The 24,528-nt window shown below is 69.6% G+C and carries 20 protein-coding genes; 12 read left to right on the forward strand and 8 right to left on the reverse strand.

Annotated elements, in window-relative coordinates:
* Window positions 1-62: 62 nt before the first annotated feature.
* Genes ACGFJ2_RS09455 through ACGFJ2_RS09470 form a run of 4 tightly spaced genes read right to left on the reverse strand, consistent with a single transcriptional unit; the run spans window position 63 to window position 4,930 of the window.
* Window positions 63-962: a carbohydrate ABC transporter permease gene (locus ACGFJ2_RS09455; RefSeq protein WP_393466493.1), complete on the reverse strand. Its 900-nt coding sequence runs from the start codon at window positions 960-962 to the stop codon at window positions 63-65.
* Window positions 959-2,338: an ABC transporter permease subunit gene (locus ACGFJ2_RS09460; RefSeq protein ID WP_357942531.1), complete on the reverse strand. Its 1,380-nt coding sequence runs from the start codon at window positions 2,336-2,338 to the stop codon at window positions 959-961. Before ACGFJ2_RS09460 ends, ACGFJ2_RS09455 begins: the two co-directional genes overlap by 4 nt.
* Window positions 2,339-2,349: 11 nt before the next feature.
* On the reverse strand, window positions 2,350-3,675 hold the full coding sequence (locus ACGFJ2_RS09465) for an ABC transporter substrate-binding protein (RefSeq protein WP_393466496.1): 1,326 nt from the start codon (window positions 3,673-3,675) through the stop codon (window positions 2,350-2,352).
* A gap of 7 nt (window positions 3,676-3,682) precedes the next feature.
* The gene (locus tag ACGFJ2_RS09470; protein ID WP_357942536.1) at window positions 3,683-4,930 is read right to left on the reverse strand and encodes an ABC transporter substrate-binding protein; all 1,248 of its coding nucleotides are present in this window, start codon (window positions 4,928-4,930) and stop codon (window positions 3,683-3,685) included.
* Between the two features lie 128 nt (window positions 4,931-5,058).
* On the opposite strand from ACGFJ2_RS09470, the gene ACGFJ2_RS09475 reads away from it, so the two are divergent.
* From ACGFJ2_RS09475 to ACGFJ2_RS09485, 3 genes are read left to right on the forward strand one after another with little or no spacing between them, the layout of a single operon-like run.
* Entirely contained in the window at window positions 5,059-5,565 is a 507-nt protein-coding gene (locus ACGFJ2_RS09475; protein ID WP_358177959.1) for a PadR family transcriptional regulator, read from the forward strand.
* Complete coding sequence (locus ACGFJ2_RS09480) at window positions 5,562-6,287, forward strand: ABC transporter ATP-binding protein (protein ID WP_357942540.1); 726 nt, start codon at window positions 5,562-5,564, stop codon at window positions 6,285-6,287. The genes ACGFJ2_RS09475 and ACGFJ2_RS09480 overlap by 4 nt, the downstream gene beginning before the upstream one ends.
* A 39-nt stretch (window positions 6,288-6,326) precedes the next feature.
* Window positions 6,327-8,594 carry an FtsX-like permease family protein gene (locus ACGFJ2_RS09485; RefSeq protein WP_357942542.1) on the forward strand — a complete coding sequence of 756 codons (2,268 nt, stop codon included), beginning with the start codon at window positions 6,327-6,329 and terminating at the stop codon, window positions 8,592-8,594.
* On the opposite strand, the gene treS is transcribed toward ACGFJ2_RS09485, so the two are convergent.
* Entirely contained in the window at window positions 8,586-10,298 is a 1,713-nt protein-coding gene (gene treS / locus ACGFJ2_RS09490; protein WP_357942544.1) for a maltose alpha-D-glucosyltransferase, read from the reverse strand. The genes ACGFJ2_RS09485 and treS overlap by 9 nt on opposite strands.
* A gap of 261 nt (window positions 10,299-10,559) precedes the next feature.
* Entirely contained in the window at window positions 10,560-12,194 is a 1,635-nt protein-coding gene (locus tag ACGFJ2_RS09495; protein WP_357942546.1) for an asparagine synthetase B family protein, read from the reverse strand.
* A gap of 70 nt (window positions 12,195-12,264) precedes the next feature.
* On the opposite strand from ACGFJ2_RS09495, the gene ACGFJ2_RS09500 reads away from it, so the two are divergent.
* From ACGFJ2_RS09500 to ACGFJ2_RS09525, 6 genes are all read left to right on the forward strand, one after another.
* Entirely contained in the window at window positions 12,265-14,112 is a 1,848-nt protein-coding gene (locus tag ACGFJ2_RS09500; protein WP_393466502.1) for a hypothetical protein, read from the forward strand.
* Between the two features lie 203 nt (window positions 14,113-14,315).
* A complete protein-coding gene (locus tag ACGFJ2_RS09505) occupies window positions 14,316-14,918 on the forward strand; it encodes an anticodon-binding protein (protein ID WP_393466505.1) in 603 nt (200 codons plus the stop codon).
* Window positions 14,919-15,039: 121 nt separating this feature from the next.
* Window positions 15,040-16,422, forward strand: coding sequence for a diaminopimelate decarboxylase (gene lysA / locus ACGFJ2_RS09510; protein WP_393466508.1), 1,383 nt, complete (start codon window positions 15,040-15,042; stop codon window positions 16,420-16,422).
* Window positions 16,419-17,708 carry a homoserine dehydrogenase gene (locus ACGFJ2_RS09515; RefSeq protein WP_393466511.1) on the forward strand — a complete coding sequence of 430 codons (1,290 nt, stop codon included), beginning with the start codon at window positions 16,419-16,421 and terminating at the stop codon, window positions 17,706-17,708. The genes lysA and ACGFJ2_RS09515 overlap by 4 nt, the downstream gene beginning before the upstream one ends.
* A 253-nt stretch (window positions 17,709-17,961) precedes the next feature.
* Window positions 17,962-18,423, forward strand: a complete 462-nt coding sequence (locus ACGFJ2_RS09520; protein WP_357942556.1) for a hypothetical protein — start codon at window positions 17,962-17,964, stop codon at window positions 18,421-18,423.
* Between the two features lie 222 nt (window positions 18,424-18,645).
* Window positions 18,646-19,242, forward strand: coding sequence for a hypothetical protein (locus ACGFJ2_RS09525; protein ID WP_393466515.1), 597 nt, complete (start codon window positions 18,646-18,648; stop codon window positions 19,240-19,242).
* 245 nt (window positions 19,243-19,487) lie between these two features.
* Here ACGFJ2_RS09525 and ACGFJ2_RS09530 read toward each other — a convergent pair whose 3' ends face one another.
* Window positions 19,488-20,102 (reverse strand): TetR/AcrR family transcriptional regulator, encoded by a 615-nt coding sequence (locus ACGFJ2_RS09530; protein WP_357942560.1) that lies wholly within the window; start codon window positions 20,100-20,102, stop codon window positions 19,488-19,490.
* A 213-nt stretch (window positions 20,103-20,315) separates the two neighbouring features.
* On the opposite strand from ACGFJ2_RS09530, the gene ACGFJ2_RS09535 reads away from it, so the two are divergent.
* The 3 genes from ACGFJ2_RS09535 (at window position 20,316) to ACGFJ2_RS09545 (ending at window position 23,461) form a co-directional block, all read left to right on the forward strand.
* Window positions 20,316-21,800, forward strand: coding sequence for an MFS transporter (locus tag ACGFJ2_RS09535; RefSeq protein WP_393466518.1), 1,485 nt, complete (start codon window positions 20,316-20,318; stop codon window positions 21,798-21,800).
* 102 nt (window positions 21,801-21,902) lie between these two features.
* A complete protein-coding gene (locus ACGFJ2_RS09540) occupies window positions 21,903-22,571 on the forward strand; it encodes an SGNH/GDSL hydrolase family protein (protein ID WP_393466521.1) in 669 nt (222 codons plus the stop codon).
* A gap of 116 nt (window positions 22,572-22,687) precedes the next feature.
* A complete protein-coding gene (locus tag ACGFJ2_RS09545; protein ID WP_393466524.1) occupies window positions 22,688-23,461 on the forward strand; it encodes a TIGR03084 family metal-binding protein in 774 nt (257 codons plus the stop codon).
* Between the two features lie 103 nt (window positions 23,462-23,564).
* On the opposite strand, the gene ACGFJ2_RS09550 is transcribed toward ACGFJ2_RS09545, so the two are convergent.
* Window positions 23,565-24,500: an SDR family oxidoreductase gene (locus ACGFJ2_RS09550; protein WP_393466527.1), complete on the reverse strand. Its 936-nt coding sequence runs from the start codon at window positions 24,498-24,500 to the stop codon at window positions 23,565-23,567.
* Between the last annotated feature and the right edge of the window lie 28 nt (window positions 24,501-24,528).

Raw genomic sequence — 24,528 nt, forward strand, 5'->3', positions numbered from 1 at the left:
CCCGCCTGCCCCCTTCGGCAGGCGGGTGCCCATGCCCCCGCATCTGGCTGGCACATGTGGACCTACTTCACCGAACCGGCCATCATGCCCTGCACGAAATAGCGCTGGAAGGCGAAGAAGAGGACCAGCGGGATGATCAACGACAGGAAGGCGCCCGACGAGAGGATGTCGACGTTCGACCCGAACTGCCGCATCTGAGACTGGAGCTGCTTGGTCATCGGCTGGTTGTTCGTGTCGGCGAAGACCAGCGCGATGAGCATGTCGTTCCATACCCACAAGAACTGGAAGATGCCGAGCGAGGCGATCGCCGGCTTGCCGAGCGGGAACACCACCCGCACGAAGATCTTCAGCTCCGACGCCCCGTCCATCCGCGCCGCCTCCAGCAGGGAGGCCGGGATGCCGACGAAGAAGTTCCGGAGCAGGAAGATCGCGAACGGCAGGCCGAACGCCACGTGGAACAGCACCACGCCGGGGATCGTGCCGAAGATGCCGACGCCGCCGTAGAAGATGGCGACCGGGATCAGCGCGATCTGGATCGGCACGATGAGCAGCCCGACCACGATCAGGAACGACAGGTCACGGCCCGGGAAGTCCATCCACGCGAACGCGTAGGCGGCCATCGCGGCGATCCCGATCACCAGGACCGTGGTCGGCACCGTGATGAACACGGTGTTCCAGAAGGAGGAGGTGAAGCCGCTGGCCAGGAGGTTCTTGTAGTTCTCGATGGTCAGCTCGGCGGGCTTGGTGAAGATGGTCCACCAGCCCTCGGCGCCGTTGACCGCCGGGGTGCGCAGCGAGACGACCATCAGGCCGAGCGTCGGGACCAGCCAGAACAGGCCCAGCAGCACCATCACGACCTGGATGGCGCCACCGCCGAGACGGTCGACGATGCGCGTGATCACACTCCGGCGGGGAGCGCCCGTGTAGACCTCGGCAGGAGCCGGGGCGGTTGCCGTGGTCACGTGTCTTCCCTTCTGAACCGGCGGATATTCATGATCATGAAGGGGAGGACCAGGATGAGCAGGAAGATGGCGAGCGCGCTGCCCAGCCCCTGGTTGTTCCCACCGCCGAACGAGACCCGCCACATCTCCAGCGCGACCACGTTCGACTGCGGCTGGACCGATGGCGGCGCGATGATGAAGACCAGGTCGAACACCTTCAGGGTATTGATGATCATCGTCACGAAGACGACGAGCAGCACCGGGGACAGCAGCGGCACGGTGATCCGGCGGAACACCTGCCACTCCGTGGCGCCGTCGATGCGGGCCGCCTCCAGCGCGTCACGCGGGATGGCCGCCAGCCCGGCCGCGATCAGCACCATGGCGAACCCGGCCCACACCCAGACGAACGCGCCGATGATCGCGGGGGTGATGAGCGTCGGGCCGAGCCAGGTCAGGCCGTGGTAGGCCGCCTCGAAGTTCGACTGCGGCAGCCGTACGACATAAGAACCCGCCGCCAGCCCGTCGAAGCGGAAGGAGCCGTCGTCGGCCGTCGTGGCGGTACCGGCCACCTGGCCGTCCTTGACCGCCTCCACGGTCATGCCGGGCAGGCCCTTCTCCGTGGCGTCGGGCGTGCCGTTCTTGCCGCCGCCGCCCGGGGTGAAGTCGAACCACACCGTTCCGGACAGGGCGTTGCCCGGCGGCGCGGCCTTGGCGGGCTGGGCGGCGCTCGGCATGATGTTCGGCTTGATGCCGACGATAGGGATCAGCACCGGCTGGCCCGACTGGACGGGCTGCTTGGTGACGATCGCGCCCTTGTCCGCCACGACCGCGGACTGGTCGCCCTCGCGGGGTCGCGCGTCCGGGTAGCCCTGGGAGGAGGAGAACGTGTCGTGCACCGTGGTCAGGATGGCGTTGGCGACGCCCTTGCCCGGGTCCTCGTCGTACACGAGCCGGAAGATCACGCCCGCGGCCATCAGCGAGACCGCCATCGGCATGAAGACGATCAGCTTGAACGCGGTCGCCCACTTGATGCGCTCGGTGAGCACCGCGAAGATCAGGCCCAGCGTCGTCACCACGATCGGGGCGACGACCACCCAGATCAGGTTGTTCCTGATCGTGGTGAGCATGCCCGCGTCGGTGAAGATCGTGGCGTAGTTGCCCAGGCCCACGAATCCGCTGCCGGTCGCGTCGAACAGGCTGCGGAAGATCGAGTAGACGATGGGGTAGACCACCCAGATTCCCAGCAGCAGGGCCGCGGGGAGAAGGAAGGCGATCGCGACCGTCGGCGAAGGGCCGAGGCGTCGTTGCGTGCGGGGGGTTTCAGCCGGTCCGGAGGCGGGCCCGCGCGAGGTGTCGTCCTCGCGCGGGGCCTTCGGGCCGTCCACCTTTTCGGTCACGGCCTTACCTCTTACTTCCAGGCCTTCTTGGCCTCATCTTCGAGCTTGGTCTGCGCGCCCTTGATGTCACTCGGGTTGCGCAGGAAGTCCTGCAGCACCTTCCACTCGCCCTTGCCGTCGGTGCCGCCGAAGGCGCTGGGCGACAGGTCTGACATGTCATAACGGACGGCGTCACCGGCGGAGATGATCGTCTGCCCGAGCTGCTTGGTCAGCGGGTCCGGGTAGTTGTCGGGGGAGACGTTCTTGTTGGGCGACAGGTAGCCGGGCAGCTTGGCCCAGATCTCGCCGCCCTCCTTGGAGGCGAGGAACTGCAGCAGCGCCATTGCGCCGGGGGAGTCCTTCATCGCGACCGCCACGTCGCCGCCCAGCACGACCGGAGCGGTGTCACCGGCCTTGGGGAACGGGAAGATCTTGGCGTCCTCGCCGACCTTGGCGCCGTCCTGCGTCGCCTGGGTGGCGACGAAGTCGGCCTCGATGACCATGGCCGCCTTCTTCTGGCCGAACACCTTGGTCACGCAGGTCGGGAAGTCGGTCTGCAGCGCGCCGGAGCTGCCGTCGAGGACGAACTCCTTCTTGCCCACGATCTGCTGGATCTTCTGCAGCGCGGTGGCCACGCTGGGGTCGGTCCAGGGGATCTCGTGCTTGGAGAGCTTGTCGTAGTTGTCCGGACCCGCGCTCGACAGGTAGACGTTCTCGAACAGGTCGGTCAGCGTCCAGCCGGAGGCGCCGCAGAGGGAGAACGGCGCCGTGCCGGAGTCGGCGATCGTCTGGGCGGCCTTGACCAGCTCGTCCCAGTTCGTCGGCGGCTGCACGCCCGCGTCCTCGAACGCCGGCGCGCGGTACCAGACCAGCGACTTGTGCGCGGCCTTGATCAGCACGCCGTAGGGCTTGCCGTCGGCGGAGCCCAGTTCCTTCCAGTACGGCGTGTAGTTGGTGTCGATCTCCTTGGTGACCTCGGAGGTCAGCGGCTTCAGCGCGTTCTGCTTGGCGTACTGCTGCACCAGGCCCGGCTGCGGCAGGACCGCCACGTCGGGCGGGCTGCCGCCCTGGATGCGCGGGCCGAGGTAGGCACCCGTGTCCTCACCGGTGGAGGCATAGGTGACCATGGCGCCGGTCTTGTCGGAGAAAGCCTTGAGCACCTTTTCGAAGTTCTTCTGCTCCTCGCCGGTCCACTTGGCGGCGATCTCGAGCTTGACGCCCTGGAGCGTCTTGCTCCCGCCGTCGCTCGCCGGCGCCGAGCCCGACGCTGTGGGCTGGGTGGTCGTCGGCGCGTTTCCGCAGGCGGCGACCGCTACCGCGAGCCCGGCCAGGATCGCTGCTGCTCTGGCTTTTCGCATGGCTGCCTCACTGTGTGCTGATGATCTCTTGCAGTTCGGACTTCATGGAGACCGCGACATCGTCGGCGGACTCGGTGTAGGGAGGGCTCAGCGCCTTGGCGACCGAGCTGGCGATCACCAGGCTGAGCTGGTTGTAGTTCGCGCTGACCGGCCGCGCCTTGGCGGCGAGGATGCTCTCCTTGAGTACGGGCAGGTAGGGGAAGCGCTTGATCAGGGCCGGGTCGTCGTAGAGCTCGGTCCACACCGGCGGGAACGAGCCGTCGGTGAGCACCCGCCGCTCGTTCTCCAGGCCCGTGAAGTAGCGGATGAACTCCTGGGCGGTGTGCTGGTGCTTGGAGTAGGCGCTGATGGCCAGGTTGACCCCGCCGAGCGTGCTCGACCCCGGGCCGTTGAGCCCGGGAAGCCTGGTCACCGCGAACTTGCCGCCGAGCTTGGCCGTCGCCGGGCCGTAGGCGTGGGGCCAGTTGCGGGCGAAGGCCAACCGCCCTTCCTGGAAGGCCAGGCGGGACTCCTCCTCCTTGTACGACAGCGACTCCTTGGGGATCCAGCCCTCGCGCAGGCCCTGGATGAGGAAGTCCAGGGCGAGCCTGGCCTTGGCCGGGTCAAGGGTCACCTCCGTGCCGTCCGGGCTGAGTATCTGCCCGCCCGCCGACTGCACGGCCTCGGAGAAGTTCACGGTCAGCCCCTCGTACGCGAGGAACTGCCCGGCGTAACCCCCGATGTCCCGCTTTTTCGTGACCTCTAGGGCCTTTTCGCGAAGCTCCGCCCAGGTGCGCGGCGGTTTCTTGATCAGATCGGTTCGGTAGTAGAGGAGACCGGCATTGCTCGTGTACGGCACCGCCCACAGTTTGTTCTTGTAGACCGCGGTGTCCACGACGGGCGGCAGGAGCCTGTCGAGCGGGAAGAGCCCGCGCTCCAGGGGGATGATCCAGCCGTTCTCCGCGAACTCGGCGGTCCACACCACGTCCAGCCCGAGCACGTCGTAGCGGTTGCTCCGGGCCTGGAGGTTGGCCACCATCTGCGCGCGCTGCTCGTCGGCGGCCTCGGGGAGTTCGAGGAGCGTCACCTTCTCGGCCGGGTGGGCCTGGTTCCAGCGATCCAGCAGGGGTTGCAGGTACGCCGTCGTGTCGCGTCCGGTGGCGAAGGTGATCGGGCCGGTGCCGCCCGTGCCGGTATCGCCGCCGACCTCGTCACCCGTCGCCGCGCACCCGGCCGCCAGACAGACGGCCAGCACGATCGGCAACGAGCGATGCACCCGATGACCTCCCAGTTCAGAAGGATTACATTCGTGTTAGGTAGATGCATTCATGTTATGCACACATGTAATCTGACGGTCAACGGAGAAGCGCGTAACGCATCCGTAACACAAGGGGGAGGTGGGGCTTGCGGTTGCACCTGCTGGCGCTCCTGGCCAAGGAACCTGCCCACGGGTACGAGCTCAAACAGGCCCTTGAGCAGACCTTCGGCAGCGCCTATCCCTCTCCCAACATCGGCCAGATCTATGTGACCCTCGGCAGGCTGGAGAAGGACGGCCTGGTCAGAGCCGTCGACGTGGAGCAGTCCAACCGGCCGAACAAGAAGGTCTACTACCTGACGGCCAAGGGCCGCGACGTGCTCACCACCTGGGTGGACGAGCCGACCGAGGGCCCCCGGGTGCGCGACGAGTTCTTCATGAAGCTCGTGCTGGCCCCGCTCACCGGCATCGCGGACCGGATGGCCCTCATCAACCGGCAGCGCCGGCACTATCTTTCGCTCATGAGCGACCTCAACGACCTCCTCTCCCGCACGGCGCCCGCCGACACCGTGGCGGTCCTGCTCATCGAGGGGGCCATGCTGCACCTGCAGGCCGACCTGGACTGGCTGGCCCGGTGTCAGGAGGATCTGGCATGAGCGTGATCAAGACCGTCAACCTGGTGAAGATCTACTCCGACGGCGCGGTGCCCGTACCGGCCGTACGCGGGGTGGATCTGCGGGTGGAGCCGGGCGAGTTCGTCGCGATCATGGGGCCGTCGGGGTCGGGCAAGTCGACGCTGGTGCACATGCTCGGCGGGCTGGACGCCCGCACCAGCGGCGAGATCTGGCTCGACGACAAGCGCGTCGACACGCTGTCGGAGAGTGCCTGGGCGCTGCTGCGGCGCAAGAAGGTCGGCTTCGTCTTCCAGTTCTTCAACCTGGTCGCCAACATGACCGTGGCCGACAACGTGGAGCTGCCGGCGCTGCTGGCCGGAGCCTCGCCCAAAGACGCCCGCGAACGCCGTGAGAGCCTCCTGGGCGCCCTCAACCTCACCGAACGCGCCGACGCCGCGCCCGGCCAGCTCTCCGGCGGCGAGCAGCAGCGGGTCGCGCTGGCCCGCGCGCTGGCCAACCAGCCGAGCGTGCTGCTGGCCGACGAGCCGACCGGCAACCTCGACAGCCGCAACACCCGCGACGTGCTCCGGCTGCTCAGCGACGTGCACAAGGACGGCCAGACCATCGTCATGGTCACCCACGACGCCCGGGTGGCCGCCCTCGCGGACCGCCTGGTGTCGCTGTTCGACGGCGAGATCGTCGACGACGGCCGGATCGCCCGCAGGCGTACGGGGACAGCCGGTGAGGTGATCGACCTCCGATGAGCCTCAGCGAAATGAGCTCAGCGAAATGAGCTCAGCGAAATGAGCACGGCCAGAGCGGGCAGCCGGTGGATCAGGGCCGACCTGCGGGCCAGGCGGGGCCAGGCGCTGCTCACCGTGCTCGCCGTGGCCGGGATCGTGGCCGCGCTGATCACCGCCGTCACCCTGCTGGAAGACGGCACCAACCCGTGGCGCAGCCTGTTCGCCCAGACCGATGGCGCCCACGTGTGGTTCTACACCAAGGACAGCCCCCAGGTCCCGCTGGGCGCCATCGACGGCGTCACCCAGACCGCGGGGCCCTACAGGTCCGCGCCCGTCACCGTGGTCCAGGACGGCAAGAAGGAGCCCGCGGCGCTGCGCGCCATGCCCGCCGCGCCGCCCCGGGTGGCGCACCCGGTCGTGGCCGAGGGCCGCTGGCTCGACCCCGCCCAGTCCGATGGCGTGGTGGTCGAGCGCTCCTTCGCCAGGGCGCTGCGGCTCAAGCTCGGCGACGCCTTCTCCATCATCGCGCTGAGCGGGGAGCGCCACACCCTGTACGTACGCGGCATCGCCGACTCCGCCGAGCAGGGCTTCTACCCCGAGTGGACGCCCGGCCTGGCCTGGGTGCTGCCGGCGACGCTCGACCGGATCGAGCCCATGCTCGGCCGCAGCGAGTGGGTGACCGGCCTGCGCCTGGCCGACCCCGACGCCACCCAGGTCGTCTCCCAGCGCGTCGTGGTCATGCTGGAGGACCAGCTGCAGCGCGTCTACACCTGGCGCGAGGTACGCGCCGCGATGGAGCTCGACAACCGGCTGCTCGGCACGCTGCTGGCGCTGTTCGGCGTGGTCGGGCTGGTCGCCGCCGCCCTGGCGCTGGCCAACGCGGCCGGCGGGCGGGTGCTCGGCCAGCTGCGTGACCTGGCCACGCTAAAGTCGATGGGCTTCACGAGGGGCCAGGTCGCCCTGCTGCTCCTGGTCGAGCACGGCGCACTCGGCCTGCTCGGCGTCGGCGTCGGCACGCTCGCCGGTTGGGCGGCGACGGTGGCGGTGCTCGGCACGACCTCTGTCGCGCCCGTGCCCGTGCTGGCCATCGTCGGTGGCACCACGCTGACCGTGCTCGCCGCGGTCGGAGTGCCCGCCTGGCGCGGCGGGCGCACGCCGCCCATCCCCGGTGCCCCGGCGGCGCCGCCGCGCGGCCACCTGTCCCGTCTGGCCAGGCTGGCCCTGCTCGTACGGCTGCCACCCGCGCTCATCCTCGGCACCCGCGACGCCTTCACCAGGCGGCTGCCGGCCTTCCTGACCGCGTTCGGCCTGGCCGTGCCGATGATGATGATCACGATCGGGCTCGGCGTCTGGGCCACGCTCGACAACTTCCTCAGCCACCCCGAGCAGGTGGGCCAGCACGCCAGCCTGTACGTCCGGCCGGGCAAGCTGGAGGCGGCCGACGCCCAGCGCATCGCCGAGTCCGACAGGGCCGTCCAGAGCGTCTACCCGGGCACCGACGTCAACGCCCTGGCCCCCGGGGCGGCCCGCTCGGTCAGGGTGCGGGCCATCGGCAGCTCGGCCGACCCCTACCCGTTCCCGGTCGTCGAAGGCCGCATGTACGGCCAGCCCGGCGAGGCCGTCGCCGGGCAGGGGCTGCTCAACCTGCTCGGCGCCAGGATCGGTGACCGGATCCGGCTGACCGTCGGCGGCTCGCCGCTGATCGTACGGATCGTCGGCCGCACCGTGGAGCCGGACCTCGACGGCGAGGTGCTGTCCGTGGGGCTCGACAGCCTGGCGGCCAAGGACTCCGTGCCGCCCGAGTTCTACGCCCTCGCGCTGCGCCAGGGCACCGATCCGGGCGAGGTGCGCGACAGGCTGCTGGCGGCCTCGGGGGAGAGCCTCGACGTGCAGCGGGTGGTCAACCCGGCCGACCGGCTGTCGGTCATCCGGGTGGTGATCGTGGCGCTGATCGCGGTGCTGGCGTTGATCGGCCTGGCCAACCTGCTCACGGCCAGCGCCCTGGGGCTGCGCGACCACGCGTTCGATCTGGCCGTGCTCAAGGCGATGGGGCTGACCCCGCGGCAGGTGATGGCCACCCTGGTGACGGGCACCGGGCTGCTGGTCGTGCTGGGCATCGTGGCCGGTACGGCGGCCGGGGCCTCGGTGGTGACCGGCCTGATCGACCTCCAGGGCTACACCAGCGGAGTCGGGGCGGGCATCGGCCGCCCGCCCTCGGTCCTCACGCTGATCGTCGCCGTGCTGGTCGCCGTGGGCGCGGCGCTCGCGGTCGCGCTCATCCCGGCCCGCCGCGCGGCCCGCGCCCAGGTGCCCGTCACCTCACGCTGAGGCGTCGTCCTTCTTCAGGTTCTTCAGCGCGAACCAGTAGAACCCGTGGCTGGGCAGCGTGAGCAGGTAAGGCAGCTCGCCGATCACCGGGAAGTGCACCCCGCCCCGCGCCTCCACCGGCGTCATGCCCGTGAAGCGGCGCAGGTCGAGCTCCACCGGCTGGGGATACTTCGACAGGTTGTTCACGCACAGCATGACGTCGTCGCCGTACTCGCGGACGTAGGTGAGCACGCTGTTGTTGGAGGACCACATTTCGGTGTAGGCGCCGAGGCCGAACACCGGGTGGCTGCGGCGGATCTCCAGCATCTTGCGGGTGAAGTGGAGCAGCGAACCCTCGCTGCGCTGCTGCGCCTCCACATTGACCGCCTGGAAGCCGTAGATCGGGTCCATGACCGCGGGCAGGTAGAGACGCCCCGGGTCGGCGGAGGAGAAACCGGCGTTGCGGTCGGGGCTCCACTGCATCGGCGTGCGCACCGCGTCGCGGTCCTCCAGCCAGATGTTGTCGCCCATGCCGATCTCGTCGCCGTAGTACATGATCGGCGAGCCCGGCAGGCTCAGCAGCAGGGCCGTGAACAGCTCGATCCGGTCCCTGTCGTTGTCCAGCAGCGGCGCGAGCCGGCGGCGGATGCCCAGGTAGGCCCGCATGCGCGGGTCCTTGGCGTACTCGCTGTGCATGTAGTCGCGCTCTTCCTCGGTCACCGTCTCGAGCGTGAGCTCGTCGTGGTTACGGAGGAAGATGCCCCACTGGGCCGTGTCGGGCAGCTTGGGGGTGCGCGACATGATCTCCGAGATGGGCTCGCGCGTCTCCTTCTTGACCGCCATGTAGATGCGCGGCATGAGCGGGAAGTGGAAGGCCATATGGCACTCGTCGCCGCCCACGGTGGGGTCGCCGAAGTATTCGACGACGTCCTCGGGCCAGCCGTTCGCCTCCGCCAGCAGCACCCGGTCGGGGTAGAGGCGGTCGACCTCGGCGCGGACCTTCTTCAGGTACGCGTGCGTCTCGGGCAGCCCCGCGCACGCCGTGCCCTCGCGCTCGAACAGGTAGGGCACCGCGTCCAGCCGGAAGCCGTCGATGCCGAGGTCCAGCCAGAACCGCAGCACCTCCAGCATGGCCTCCTGCACGGCCGGGTTGTCATAGTTCAGGTCCGGCTGGTGGTGGAAGAAGCGATGCCAGTAGTACTGCTTGCGCACCGGGTCGTAGGTCCAGTTGGACTCCTCCGCGCCGATGAAGATGATCGGGGCGTCGGGAAAGCCGGTCGGCTCGTCGGACCACACGTAGAAGTCGCCGTACGGCCCTTCCGGGTCGTGCCGCGACGCCTGGAACCAGGGATGACGGTCGCTCGTGTGGTTCATCACCAGGTCGGTGATGATCCGCAGCCCGCGCTCGTGCGCCGACTCGATCAGATGGACGAAATCCCCGAGGTCCCCGAAGTCCGGAAGGATCTTCATATAGTCGGAAATGTCATACCCGCCATCGCGCAGCGGCGACTCGTACAAGGGCAGCAGCCAAAGGCAGTCGACACCCAGCCATTCCAGATAGCCGAGCTTCTCCGTGAGACCACGCAGGTCTCCGGTGCCGTCGCCGTTGGAGTCCTTGAACCCTCGGACAAGAACCTCGTAGAACACCGCCCGCTTGTACCAGGAGGGATCCTCCGAGACGAACGCCTCGGAAATCGGCTCCGGTGCTGGGGATGCGTTGATCATATGTCGCTCACAGAAGGAGATGTGGGCAGGACGGAGTCACCGGTTTCCCCGGCGCTAACTAGCTGGTGACCGCGCCGCCTGAGGTCGTCATCCCTGCGAACCTCATGCCCTGAACGGACCGGATTTGTGACCCGGTGCCCGCTTGTGCGGCGCTTACGGGCCGAACACTACCAGCCCGTTGGCTTTCCGGAACCCGCTTGTGCTGTGCTCGAGTTAATACCCACGAGATCACTGTGTAACCGTGATGTTACCGAGAGTTCATCAGAAAGGGGACGACACATCACTGAGATCGTTCTCGAAGTCGCTCAGCCAGAGCCCGAAAAGCACCAGCCCCCGGACCCAGAACCGGTCGTTCCACCCGCTGAACCGGGTCAGCGCGTCGGGGCCGCCCGCGATGACCATGTGCAGCTCATCCGACAGCAGCTCGGGCACCCGCCCGGCGACGGTCTCCAGCATGCGGTGCGCGTACGCCCGCGCGGGAGCGGCCGTGGAGCGCAGCGGGACCCGCAGCAGCGGCTGCTTGACCACGTTCGTGGACGGCAGGGCCGCCACCCGCGGGTTGGCGGCGTGCAATATCTCGCGATAGAAGCGACCCTTGTCTTTTCGGGCCACCCCTACCGACAGTGCCGCGTCGAAGAAGTCGGGGTGGATGAACGGCGCCGCGAACGACGCCTCGGGCCCGACCAGGTTGACCGCCGAGCGGGCGATGCCCCGCACGGTGCGCGTGTGCAGCACCGACAGCGGCAGCTCGGCCCGGTGCCCGTGCAGCATGGAGGTCGCCGCGGCGAACTGCTCGCGTACCGCCTCCTCCATCCAGGCGCCGGCCGCCGCCGACAGGAACGGTTGTGACGGGGCGCCCAGGCTGAGCGACTTCAGCACCGCGGCCGACCGCTCGGCCTGCGAGGTGGCCTCCAGCGCGGCCCCGCTCACCATGAAGTTCTTCAGCAGCGGGCCGCCGGCCAGGCCGTCGACCAGCACCCGGCCCGCCCGTTGCACCTCCTTGGCGAACGGGGCGTACCAGGCGTGGTGCGGCGTCAGGTATTCGAGCCGGCGCGCCACCTCGGCCGCGTCGCCGGGGTAGGCGTCGGCGGACTGGGTGATCACCCGGTGCGGGATGCCCAGCTCGCGGGTGATCGAGCGGGCGAAGGCGATGTCGGTGTCGGTGCCCTCGTCGGGGCTGGTCGTCCAGGACTCCACGTCGAAGCCGCGCGCCTTAGCCACGCTGGCCAGCAGCCGCGAGTCGTAGCCGCCGCTGACCGGCACCAGCAGCTTGCGCCCGTCGTAGTCCTTGTAGACCTCGTGCAGCAGCTCGACGATCTCGTGGGCGCTGGTCCACCTCTCGTACGGCTCGCGGCGCAGCCAGCGCGGCAGCCCGCGCTCCGTGGCCAGCCGCTCGCCGTCGAACACCAGCGCGCTCGACCCCGGCAGCCGCTTGATCCGCTGGTAGGGCGTCGCCTCGCCGAGCGGGAACGTCACCTGGATGATCGAGGCCCAGGCCGACCAGTCGATCTCGACCGGGACCAGCGACAGCAACGGCTGGATCAGGGACGAGAAATAGATCGCGTCGCCGTGCCGTACGTAATAGACGTCGACCAGCCCGAGCGCGCCCGCGTGCAGCGTGACCCGCGGGCCGTCGCCGATCAGCCCCGGCACCTCGTACGTCTCGGCGATGGACATCCAGCCGTCGAGAGCCGAGGGCCTGCGCTCACCCCAGGAGAACGCGAACGAGCCCCCGGCGCGGTGATAGGGCGGCAGCGGCGTCGAGCTGTACAGGGCCGCCTCGGCCGTCTGGAGCGCCGGTCTGACCCGAGGCCCCGCGGCGGCGAGCTTGCCGAGTATCACGGTGTCGATCCGGCCGAGACCGCCGCAGACATAGGGCCGCACGTTGAACTGCACCGGATCTCATCCCTTCGAGCTGCTTCCCGCAAAAGAGTATCCTTTGCCGGGCTAGGAATCGGAGGTCTCGGTGAGCACTGAGCTGGAGAGCACTAGGCGAGCGCTGCGTGAGGCGATCGCCCAGGCCGAGCACGCGGCCGAGCTGGCCAGGCTGCTGGACGTGGCCCAGGCGCGGCTCGTGGAGGCCGAGCACCACGCCGCTGAGGCCAAGGCGCTCGCCGAGCGGCTCACCGACGCGGAGGAGCGGCTGGAGATCGAGCGCGCCGCAGCGGAGAAGCTCCGCAAGGAGCTCGCCGAGCAGCGCTTCCAGGCCGAGGTGGCCAACTGGAAACTCTCCTCGATCAAGGTGGCCCGCTGGAACCGGCTCGGCGACGCGATCAGAAGCGGCAAGAGCAACCCGGTCCGCCTGGCCAGAGGTCTCAAGGGCGCCGCCAAACCGGTCAAACGACCCACCGCGCCCAAGCGCAAGCCGGTCGCCGCCGCGGCCAAGGACAAGGACGAGCGGCCGGGCGCCGCCTACCAGGCCACCACATCCGTGCGTACGCTCAACGGCGCCTCGTTCAAGCTCAAGCCGTTCCGCGTGCCCACCGGGCCCAACACCCGCCCGCACCTGACCGCCGCGGTGATCGCCGACCCGCACACCGAGGCGCTGCTGCGCTACGAGTGGCGGCAGACGACCGGCTTCACGCCGCGCGACTTCGCCAGGGTGCTGCCGCTGGAGGTGCCGCACCTGCTCGTGGTCGAGTCGGTCACCCAGGGTCCGTGGGCCGAGGAGATCACCGGCGAGCCGGGCGAGGGGCTCAAGGCCCTGCTGGCCTGGTGCGCCGAGCGGGGCATCCGCACGGTGTTCTGGCACACGCTGGGTGACGTGGCCCCCTACACGGCCGCCGCCGAGCTGTTCGAGCACCGCTTCACCAACGACCTCACCGTGGGCTGGCCGCGCCTGCACTTCGGGGTGCAGCCGCGGGTGCACAACCCGATCCCGCTCTCGGGCGGCCGCATCGACCGGGTGCTCACGCTCGACCAGTTGCTGCCCGAGCACCTGACCTACCCCGACGTGCTGACCTCCTACCGCTGGCCCGCCGCCGTCGAGTGCCCGCCCGGCACCCCGCAGTGGGTGCTGGCCGAGCTCGCGGCCTGCAACACCTCGATCGGCACCGAGCCCGACGCGCGCCGCGCGCACGCGGCCCTGCGCCGCGCCCACGCCACCGGCACGATGTCCGAGCGGACCGACGAGCTGCTGGAGGCCATCGGCCTGCCCGCCGTACGCGCCACGCTCAACGTCTCGGTGCTGCTGCCGGTGCCCGACTCGGCGCTGCTGGAGCACGCGCTGGCCCAGGTGGCCAGGCAGTCGGGGGTCACCCAGGTGGTGGTGTTCGCCTGGCGCGGGGCCGAGCAGCGGGTCCGCGAGGTCCTGACGGGCGTCGACGTGGTCTTCCGCGACCTCGACCCGGCCGCCAGCACGGGCGCCATGCTCAACCACGGTCTCGACCTGTGCGAGGCCGACCTGGTCGCGGTGATGGACCCGCGCGACGTCTACGGGGCGCACTATCTGACCGACCTGCGCCGGGCGTTCCTGTTCAGCACGGCCGACATCGTCGGCAAGGCCGCCTTCTACGCCCACCTCCGCAAGCCGCAGGCGACCCTGCTCAAGCAGCCGGACGCCGAATACTCCTACCTGCCGGAGATCGCCGGCGCCACGCTCCTGGCCCGCCGCAACACCCTGCGTGAGCTCGGCTTCGCCGACCTCACGGACGGGTGGGACGAGGTGTTGATGCGGCAGTGCCGGGCGGACGGGATCAAGGTGTTCTCGGCCGACCGGTTCGGCTATGTGCGGGTACGCGAGGAGGACAGGTGGCTGCTGGGGGCCGCCCAACTGGTCGAGTACGGCTCCGCCGAGCCACACGCGCTCATCTAGCGCGGTGTATCCGCTCTTCCGCTCTCCCGCAGGGGGTGTCCCTCCTAAGGGCCCCAGCCACCACGGACCGTCCTCTTCCACTCCTCCGGAGGGGGTGTCCCTCCCAAAGGACCCCAGCCGCAACAGACCGTCACAGGGATTGAGACGGTCGTGGGACGGGGGACCATCGTGACCACCGCACCAGCGTCCAGGGCGGCCACCCCGTGACGCCAGAACAGCTGGCCGAGGTGCTGGGGGAGCCGCCGGTGCCGGAGGGGACGTGGGAGCGGGAGGCGGTCTACATCTCGGCCGCCGCCCTCCGTCGCGGCGTGCCCCCCGTCTCCCTGGCGGCGCGCGTCTCCGGCGAGGTGCTGGACAACGGCTTTCTACGGATCGTCGTGGACGTACCAGGGACGCTGGTGGACTCCGTGGAGCCGCTCGACGTACCAGAGGACCCCTGGCCGGATTTCCCCCGCACATGGGCGAACCCGGGCTTCGTCGTCCGTTACGCCCACGCGCGGGCGGCCGCCGTCCAGCGATGGGCGCGCGACCTGGGCGTCCCGTCCGGCCCCTTCCGCCCAGAGCTGCTGGCCGACCCGCGTGACCGCGCCGTGCTCCGCGTCCTGGCCGAGCTGCCGGGCCGGCGGTTGAGCAGGTCTCCTGGGTGGGAGCCTTATCTGGTACGGCTGGCGACGGCGTACCACGACGCCCATGAGCTGGCCCCCGCCGTACCCATGGGAGACGAGCCGCCCGCGCCGCTGCACACGGCGCGCGTCCGGCTGGCGGCGGCGGTGCTCAAGGTGCTGCCGGGCCCGGCGCGTCTGTGATTGGCAAAATATCCGGCCAAAGGGCGAAAAATCGTAAAAATATCCCTCCTGGAGCTTGATCGCGTCTCGATACGTGGGCAGCGGGTCCGGGCGGTTCGACGGTTCCGATAGCCTCGTTCGGGTGAGTCGATTCGTCCATCCCGCCGGGGACCGGCACGCAGAGATGCTGCCCCACGAGCGCCCACCGCTGGCGCCCGCCGACCTCAACCGGATCAATCCCTCGATCTGGCCGCGAACGTCGAGCCGGACCGATGGCGCGCTCACGATCGGCGGCGTGGACGTCCGCGATCTGGCCCGCGACCACGGCACGCCCCTCTACGTGTTCGACGAGGACGACGTGCGCTCGCGCATGCGCGACTACGCCACGGCCTTCGCGGGCTCCGAGGTCCACTACGCCGGCAAGGCGTTCCTGTGCAAGGAGATCGTCCGCTGGCTCCAGGACGAGGGCCTCGGCCTCGACGTGGCCAGCGGCGGCGAGCTGGCGGTGGCGCTCAGCGTCGGCTTCCCGGCCGCGCGCATCACGCTGCACGGCAACAACAAGTCGGCCGCCGAGCTGTCCAGGGCGCTGGAGGCGGGCGTCGGGCACATCGTCGTCGACTCCTACGAGGAGATCGCCCGGCTCGGGTTCCTCGCCGAGAGGCACGGCACGCGGCCCAAGGTCATGATCCGGGTGACGACCGGGGTCGAGGCGCACACGCACGAGTTCATCGCCACCGCGCACGACGACCAGAAGTTCGGCCTGTCGCTCAACACCGGGGCCGCCGCCGAGGCCGTACGCCGCATTCTCGCGCTGCCCGCGCTGGAGCTCGTCGGGCTCCACTCGCACATCGGCTCGCAGATCGTCGACACGGCCGGGTTCGAGGTGGCGGCGCGCCGCCTGGCCACGCTGCTCGTGCAGATCAAGGACGAGCACGACGTGGTGCTGCCCGAGCTCGACCTGGGCGGCGGCTACGGCATCGCCTACGTCGAGGGTGACGAGGCCCCCGACATCAAGGAGATCGCCGACGGCCTGCGCGAGATCGTCACCAAGGTCTGCACCGACGCCGGGCTGCCGGTGCCGAGGCTGACCGTGGAGCCCGGCCGCACGATCGTCGGGCCCGGCGGGATCAGCCTCTACGAGGTCGGGACCGTCAAGGACGTCGAGGGGCTGCGCACGTACGTGAGCGTCGACGGCGGCATGAGCGACAACGTGCGCACCGCGCTCTACGGGGCCGAATACACCGCCGTGCTGGCCAGCCGCGAGAGCTCCGCCGAGCCCATGCTCAGCCGCCTGGTCGGCAAGCACTGCGAGAGCGGCGACATCATCGTGCGCGACTGCTTCCTGCCCGCCGACCTCGCGCCGGGCGACCTGATCGCCGTGGCGGCCACCGGTGCCTACTGCCGGTCGCTGGCCAGCAACTACAACTATCTGCCCAAGCCCGCCGTGGTGTCCGTCACCGACGGCGAGGCACGTGTCATCGTGCGGGGCGAGACCGAGGACGACCTGTTGAGGGGGCAGTTGTGAAACCGCTGAAAGTGGCCCTGCTGGGCTGCGGGGTGGTGGGCTCGCAGGTCATCCGCCTGATCCACGAGCAGGGCGACGACCTGGCCGCCCGCATCGGGGCGCCGCTGGAACTGGCCGGTGTGGCCGTACGCCGGCTGGGCCGCAAGCGCGACGTCGAGGTGGCCCCCGAGCTCCTGACCACCGACGCCGAGTCGCTGGTCACCCGCGATGACGTCGACATCGTGATCGAGGTCATCGGCGGCATCGAGCCCGCCCGCTCGCTGATCGTGTCCGCCCTGTCCAGCGGCAAGTCGGTCGTCACCGCCAACAAGGCCCTGCTCGCCGAGGACGGCGCGACCCTGCACGAGGCCGCCCGTACGGGCGGCGGCGACCTCTACTTCGAGGCCAGCGTGGCCGGAGCCATCCCGCTGCTGCGCCCGCTGCGCGAATCACTCGCCGGCGACCACGTCAAACAGGTCCTCGGCATCGTCAACGGCACCACCAACTACATCCTCGACAAGATGGACTCCACGGGCGCCTCGTTCACCGACGCCCTGGAGGAGGCCCAGACGCTCGGCTACGCCGAAGCCGACCCCACGGCCGACATCGAGGGCTTCGACGCCGCCGCCAAGGCCGCGATCCTGGCCGGCCTGGCCTTCCACAGCCGGGTGACGGCGGAAGAGGTGCACCGCGAGGGCATCACCGAGATCACCGCCACCGACGTGGCCTCGGCCAAGGCCATGGGCTACGTCATCAAGCTGCTGGCCATCTGCGCCCGCTCCGACGACGGCCGCTCGGTCGGGGTCCGCGTACACCCGGCGATGATCCCCCGGACGCACCCGCTGGCCGGCGTACGCGAGGCGTACAACGCGGTCTTCGTGGAGGCGGCGTCGGCGGGCCAGCTCATGTTCTACGGCAAGGGCGCGGGCGGCGCGCCGACGGCCTCGGCCGTGCTCGGCGACCTGGTGGCGGTGGCCCGCAACCGCCTGGCGGGCACGCGCGGCCCCTCGGAGTCGACGTACGCCGACCTGCCCGTGCACCCCATGGGGGCGACCGTCACGCGGTGCCACGTGGCGCTGGACGTGGCGGACAAGCCGGGCGTGCTGGCCCGGGTGGCGGACCTGTTCGCCAAGCACGACGTATCAATCCAGACGGTACGCCAGGAGGGCCACGGGGACGACGCCCAACTCGTCATCGTGACCCACCGGGCAACGGACGCGGCACTGTCGGCCACCATGGAGGGGTTGCGCGACCTCGACATCGTGCGGGCGGTGGCCAGCGTGATGCGGGTCGAGGGCGACCTCTGACAAGCATGGTCCTCCCCTTGGGCCGCTTCGCGCTCTGAGGGGTCGGGCTGTGTTCTGTGGGGGGCTCGGCGCCCCCCACACCCCCACAAAGGCATGGTCCTCGCTGCGCTCGGGCGTCCCTCCACAGGAGGGCTTCGCCCTCCTGAACGCAGGCGGACCTTTGGCCTGAGCGTGTCCGACAGCAATCCGGGACCGTCTTGATCGGCCGGGCGTTCCCATGACTTCGGAATCGGTTCCGAAGTAGCGTCGCGGTATGGCTACTCCGACCGTGCCTTTCTCCGACCTCTCGAAGCACTCCAAACGAGTGGCGGCCACGCTCAGCCGAGTGCACCGGTTGCATGTCAAACGCCGCGACGGCGAAGACCTGTACATCACCACCGCGCGGCACGATGGGGAGCGGAAGGAGACGGCCGATGTCGTGTCTCGCCTGCTGGCCGCACTGGTCGCGAGCGATGAGGGGACGCGGGCGGTCGAACGTGCCCTGCCGGTGGTCTTCCCGTGGGCTCGCCACCTTTCGGTTGGCGAGCGTCAGGAATTCTTCCGTGACATCGTCGACGCTACTCGCGATGTCGTCGATCTCGACGTGCATGCCACGTTGCATCGAGTTACGGCTGAATGGCGGGCGACTGCCCGAATCCTGGCCGATCCGGCTTTGGCCGCGCAGGCGGGCCAGCCTTTGCCCGATGAGGAGCACGGCGAGGTATTCGCACCGTGAGCCCAAAGCGCGGAGATGATGTGGCACCGCCACCGGTGGGTGCCGAATGGCGGTTGCGGTTCGCGACAAACGATGCCGCCAAGGGATGAGGAGACCGGTGCTCTCAACACGCCGTTCCAAGCAGGGCCGACGAGGTCAAGCATCACGATGGGATCGGCATTTGTCTCACGGCAGGAGCAAATAGCCCACAACATCTCCGAGGTTTCCCGCGTCGGACTGACTATGACCTCACTCACCGAGCGCACGAGCCACCCAAGAGCCCGCCGATACCAAACCTGGACCAGCGCCGCCTCCCTGGCCGCCTGCCTGACGGTCGTCCTCGGCGGAGGTATCGCCAACGCGGCCACTGTGGACGGTGCGGCGGCACCGGTTACCACCATCGCGGCGAATGCCGCCGGCCGGGTCGACTGGGCTTCCGTTGTGGAGTCGGCTCTGAACTGCCCCAAACCGAGGCCGCGGGCCGCTTGGTACGTCGTGCACGCCCGCGTAGCGGCCGTCGGCGACCTTACCCGTGACGGCAAGCGTGAGACCGTCGTCGTGTCGTCGTGCCCGAGCTCGACGTCGAGCAATCCCTTGATCGCCTTTGTCTACGACGGAGCCTCCAAGCCCTCGGCTCCGCGCTTGCTCGGGAAACTCGGCAAGAACCGCTACTTCAGGACCCTGAAGGTCGCGATCCAGGGCGGGAGCGCGCACCTGCACGGCAAGGCGATCAGCGACCGGGCTCCCAGATGCTGTCCAGACCTGATCGTCAGCCAAACCTACAGGTGGGACGGCACGCGGTTCCGCAAGACGGCGGACAAGGCGCACCGCACCACGTGACCACTCGACCTGGCCTACGACCCCTTCAAGCCGATCTCACGAACCGGTCGCAGCAGATCGGAACGTCAACCCGAGGTTCCAGGACCCGCCGACAAGGTCAGCATCGTCACGGGAGTTGATGCCGGCCTCTCATCGCAGGTCAGAGGGAGATGATCTCCTCACCGAACCTCCACACGAGTTCCTGGCGGATGCGGGCGAGGTCGGCGCGGCCTCGCCCGCCACCGCGCGCAGTACGGCGGTGAACCTCATGGCCGGGGCACGACTCCGTTGCTGAGGGCGTCGAACAGGCGCTCCAGGCGGGCGCGGTGGTCGTCCGCGATGGTGTCGGCCGGTTCTCCGGCGATCAGGAGCCGGGCGGTCTCCACCAGCACGGCGGTGTAGCCGGCGATGAAGAAGGCGGCGAGCAGCGAGGCGTCGCCGTCGAAGGCCGGGTCGTGTTCGAGCTCGCCGGCGAGGGTCTGTTGGAGGTCGGAGGCGATCTCCCTGGCGCGGGCGACCAGCGCGGGCGAGGCCGCGACGGTCCGGAAGAAGGGGACGGACCCCTCCTTGAGGCCGGACAGGGCGTGCCGCTCCTCCAGGAGACGGAACGCCGTATCGCGCAGGGACCTGAGCACTCCGGCGTCCGGGGCGCGGTCGCGTACCGCTGAGCGCAGGAGCTCGACGGCGTCGACCTCGCGGTCCAGGAGGAGGTCCTCCTTGCGCGGGAAGTGCTTGAAGACCGTTACGGCCGAGACCCCGGCCTCCCGCGCGACCTCGGTGACCGTGACCGTGTCGAATCCGCGTTCGAGGAACAGCCGGGTCGCCACCTCTGAGATCTTCGCGCGCGTCTGCGGGCCGCCTCGCGCTCCGGTCCTGGGCATTCGGCCCCACTTCCTTGTGTCACTAAACTTAGTCGGTTAACGTAGTGGCGTGTTCATCGAACAGACAACCGTCATTGTCGCCGGAGCGGGCCCCGGTGGACCCCAGCGGGCCGCGGTACCCCGGCCGCGTCCCGTAGGGGGCAGGGGAGGTGACCGACCCGCACGAGCGGCCGGATCGCCCCGTGCTGGATCGCCCCACAGGCGCAGGTCTCCATGAATGAGAGGGCGGCGGCCCGGCCCGGTCGTACCCCCAGGTCGCTGCGGGAGGCGTGGGTCGCGTTGGCGGGGCTGTCGGCGGTGTTCCTCTTCGAGATGCTGGACAACTCGATCCTGAACGTCGCGCTGCCCGTGATCGGACGCGAGCTGCACGCCTCGACGACCGCGTTGCAGTGGATGACGGGCGCCTATGCGGTCGTGTTCGGCGGGTTGATGCTGGCGTTCGGCGCGGTCGCCGATCGGTTCGGCCGGCGGCGGATCATGCTGATCGGGCTGGTCCTGCTCGGCGGGGCGAGTCTGGCGACCGCCGTGGTCACCAGCGCCGAGCAGCTGATCGCCGCCCGGGCGACGATGGGGGTCGCCGCGGCGATGACGACCCCGGGATCGATGGCGCTGGCGTTCCGGCTGTTCGACGAGGACGGCCTGCGCGTGCGCGCGCTGACCCTCATCTCGACCGTGGGCCTGGTCGGGCTCGCGGTCGGCCCGACGACGGGCGGCCTGGTGCTGGCGATCGCGCCCTGGCAGGTCCTGCTGCTGGTGAACGCGCCGATCGCCGTGCTCGCGTTCCTTGGCGTACGGTCCGGCATCGCCGCCGACGACCCGGCCGGCCTCCACCGCGACCCCCTCGACGTACCCGGGATGCTGCTGGGTACGGCGACGATCGTACTCGCGCTCCTCGCGCCGACGCCGTTCGTGGACCAGGGCGCCGGCTCCTGGGCGCCCTGGTCGGTCACCGCCGCGGCCGCCGTGACGGCGATCTGCTTCGTCCTGCGCGAGCGCCTGGCCCGCCATCCGCTGCTCGACCTGAAACTCCTCGCCCTCCCCCTGGTCTCCAGCGGCCTGGCCTACAAGGCCGCCACCGGGCTGGCGACCGCCGGACTCGGTTACATGGTGACGCTGCAGCTGCAGCTCGACTGGGGCTGGACGCCCGCACTGGCCGCCATCGGGATGCTGCCGCAGGTCGTCGTCCTCATCGCCGGCAGCGCGTTCGTCAACCCGTTCGTACAGCGTGTCGGCCTGGACCGGGCCGCATGGATCAGCGCCGCGGCGGTCGTGTCCGGCCTGGCCGTCTACGGCCTGCTCGGCCGGTCCGGCTACCTGTGGGTCGCGATCGCGCTCGTCCTCGTGGCGGCCGGGATGCGCGTGGTCGGTGTCGTCGCCGGGCTCAACGTGGTCCGCGGCCTGCCCGAGAACCGGACCACCATCGGCACCGCGCTCGTCGACACCGCCACCGAGGTCACCTCCGGCACCGGCATAGTCGTCACCGGCACCATCCTCGCCACCCTGTTCACCGGCGACATCGCCACCTCCCACTGGAGCCCGCGGCAGACCGGCGAGTTCCACCGGGCCGTCACGATCGCGGGCCTCACCCTCACCATCGTCGCGGCGGTCCTCGTCGGCTGGGGGATCGCCCGCACCCGGTACGCGGCCGGCGACCAGGCGGCCACTCCCATCGACGACACCGTCTCCCAGGACACCTGACTCCCCGCGCACCATCATCGCCGGCCAAGGCGGCCCTGGCCACACGGCACTTCGGAGAGCTGCGCAGCACTGCATTCCCCGAACCGATTTCAAGGAGCACACATGACGATCACCCTCCGACCCGGGAGCACCGTGGTGTTCGCCGGCGATTCGATCACCGACTGCCGGCGGCTGGAGAGCGAAGACGGTCTCGGGTCCGGCTACCCGCTGCGCATCGCGGGCGAGTGGGGCCTGCGGCATCCGGACCGTCCCGTGACCTGGCTGAACACCGGGATCGGCGGCAACAAGGTGATGGACCTCGAGGCCCGCTGGCAGGCGGACGTGCTCGACGCGCACCCGGATGTGGTGTCGATCCTCGTCGGGGTCAACGACATGGGCTGGCACACGCTGGACCCGGAGGGGTACGTGATCTCCGTGGCGGAGTTCGAAGCGGGTTATGACCGCCTGCTCGCGCCCCTCGCCAAGGCGGGCACGGAGCTGATCCTCATCGAGCCGTTCCTCCTGCCGATTCACGGCGTCGTCGAGGCGGGTGTCGCACGCGCACGTATCGGAGAGGAAGAGCGGAAGGAATGGCGCGCCGACCTGAACCCGAAGATCCAAGCCGTGCGGGAACTCGCCGGCAAGTATGGCGCCCATCTGCTTCCCGCCGACGGCATGTTCGCCGAACTCGCGGCGACGACCGGGCCGGAATACTGGGCCGAGGACGGCGTGCACCCGACACCGGCCGGTCACGCCGCCCTCGCGGCGGCCTGGTTGCGCCTGGTCTCGTGACCGGGCGCCCCGGTTCTCAACCTGTCGGCGACGCGTGAACCAGAGCCAGTTCGGCTTGCCGAGATCGACCTCAGATAACCTGACCCCCCTAGATCAACTGCGTGGAGGTGACACCGATGTTGAACTATGGCCTTGACCTGTCCGGTGTAGAGCTCGACCGGGCTCTGCCCGATTTGGTGGCTGAAGGGGATGAGCTTGACGCCCTGGTATCAGCGGAGGCCGACTGGTCGAAGCCGACGCCGGCAGCGGGGTGGACGATCGCCCACCAGATCGCTCACCTTGCTTCAGCCGATGCGAACGTTCTCATCGCTATCCGGACCCCGGAGGCGTTCGACGCCGTGCTGAAGCAGGCAGAAGCCGCGGGCAGCCAACACGCCGATCTCGACGCCGCCGCGGGAGCAGCCAAACCGCGATCGGCGCTGCTGGAACAATGGCGCGCCGGCCGGGCCGAGGTGGCGGCGGAGCTACGTGACCTTCTACCGGACCAAGGGCTTCCGTGGTACGGCTCGCAGTTGACCACAGCGCTCATGGTGCCGCTTCGACTGATGGAGACGTGGGCTCACGGGCAGGACGTTTTCGACGCGCTGGGTGTCTCACGCCGTCCGACGGGCCGGCTCCAGCACGTGGCCTCGTTGGGAGTGATAGGGCGAGAGCTGTCGTTCTACGCCGCCCAATTGCCTACTCCGGCAGAGCCGTTCCGTGTCGAGCTGACTGCTCCCGACGGCCAAACCTGGGTGTGGGGCCCAGGAGATGCTGAACAACGGGTTCAGGGCAGCGCCCTCGACTTCTGCCTTCGAGTCACCCAGCGCAGGTCCCGAGCCCAGACGCACCTCACGGCAGTCGGCGAGGACGCGCAGAAGTGGCTTGAGATCGCTCGCGTCTTCCTCTGAGGAGGCGAGTAGACATCAGCTCAGGTCCGCCCTCCTGAACGCAGGCGGACCTTTGCCTTGAGCGCGTCCGTCAGCAGGCTCATCTAAAGAGAGCCGCAGCCGATCAAGCGGATGAACTGTGGAAGTAGTGCCCCTTGTCGAGGTCGTCGATGAGTCCGGGCTGGGTCGGCTGCCACCCCAGTAGCTCGCGGGTCAGCGTGCTCGAGGCCGGGCTGTCGGTCGAGAGGAAACCGGCCAGCCAGCTGAAGTGCTCGCCCGCGTTCTCCGGTGAGACGGCGGTCACCGGGATGCCGAGATGCCGGCCGATCACTTCGGCGATGGCGCGGATCGGCACACCCTCGTCGGCGACAGGGTGCAGCGCCGATCCCGCCGGGGCCTGCTCCAGTGCCAGGCGGAACAGGTGGGCGGCGTCGACCCGGTGTACGGCGGGCCAGCGCGTGGCCCCATCGCCGATGTAACCGGAGACGCCCTTGTCGCGGGCGATGCCGACCAGAGCCGCCATGAAGCCGTAGTCTCCTTCGCCGTGCACCGTCGGCGGTAGCCGCACGACCGACGAGCGGACGCCGCGGGAAGCGAGGGCGAGCGTCAGCCGCGCGGTGGCCTGACGAGCATGCGGACCGCTGCCCGGCTGCGCCGTATCCGATGTGGAACCACGCCCGTCCTGCTCGGTCGCCATTCGCCCTGGTGCCACCCCGAGCAGCCCGGAGGCGAGAACGAACGGTCGATCAGATCCCGAGAGTGCCTCGCCCATCGTCTCGACGGCCTGGCGGTCCGCGTCGACGGCGCCCTGGAAGTTTCCAGAGAAGGCGAGGTCGTGCTTGAACGCGAGGTGAATCACGCCGTCCGACGCGTCGGCCGCACTCCGCAGGCCGTCGAGATCATCGAGTGTGCCGCGGTGCACCTGCGCCCCAGCCTCGGCGAGGGCGGTGGCCGAGGCGTCCGAGCGTGCCAGCCCGGTGACCTGATGGCCCGCGCCGATGAGCTCGGGAACGACGGCGGAGCCGATCCAGCCGGACGCGCCGGTGACGAAAACGCGCATGAGAAAACCTCCGGAAAAGTCGGCCGAG

Source organism: Nonomuraea sp. NPDC049028, assembly GCF_043197735.1.
In the GTDB taxonomy this organism is placed as follows: domain Bacteria; phylum Actinomycetota; class Actinomycetes; order Streptosporangiales; family Streptosporangiaceae; genus Nonomuraea.

Excerpts from the sequence above, each read along its gene's own strand:
- ACGFJ2_RS09465 (WP_393466496.1), bottom strand. The coding sequence starts at position 3,675 with ATGCGAAAAGCCAGAGCAGCAGCGATCCTGGCCGGGCTCGCGGTAGCG.
- ACGFJ2_RS09480 (WP_357942540.1), top strand. The coding sequence starts at position 5,562 with ATGAGCGTGATCAAGACCGTCAACCTGGTGAAGATCTACTCCGACGGC.
- ACGFJ2_RS09485 (WP_357942542.1), top strand. The coding sequence starts at position 6,327 with ATGAGCACGGCCAGAGCGGGCAGCCGGTGGATCAGGGCCGACCTGCGG.
- treS (WP_357942544.1), bottom strand. The coding sequence starts at position 10,298 with ATGATCAACGCATCCCCAGCACCGGAGCCGATTTCCGAGGCGTTCGTC.
- ACGFJ2_RS09520 (WP_357942556.1), top strand. The coding sequence starts at position 17,962 with ATGGCTACTCCGACCGTGCCTTTCTCCGACCTCTCGAAGCACTCCAAA.
- ACGFJ2_RS09525 (WP_393466515.1), top strand. The coding sequence starts at position 18,646 with ATGACCTCACTCACCGAGCGCACGAGCCACCCAAGAGCCCGCCGATAC.
- ACGFJ2_RS09530 (WP_357942560.1), bottom strand. The coding sequence starts at position 20,102 with ATGCCCAGGACCGGAGCGCGAGGCGGCCCGCAGACGCGCGCGAAGATC.
- ACGFJ2_RS09535 (WP_393466518.1), top strand. The coding sequence starts at position 20,316 with ATGAATGAGAGGGCGGCGGCCCGGCCCGGTCGTACCCCCAGGTCGCTG.
- ACGFJ2_RS09540 (WP_393466521.1), top strand. The coding sequence starts at position 21,903 with ATGACGATCACCCTCCGACCCGGGAGCACCGTGGTGTTCGCCGGCGAT.
- ACGFJ2_RS09545 (WP_393466524.1), top strand. The coding sequence starts at position 22,688 with ATGTTGAACTATGGCCTTGACCTGTCCGGTGTAGAGCTCGACCGGGCT.
- ACGFJ2_RS09550 (WP_393466527.1), bottom strand. The coding sequence starts at position 24,500 with ATGCGCGTTTTCGTCACCGGCGCGTCCGGCTGGATCGGCTCCGCCGTC.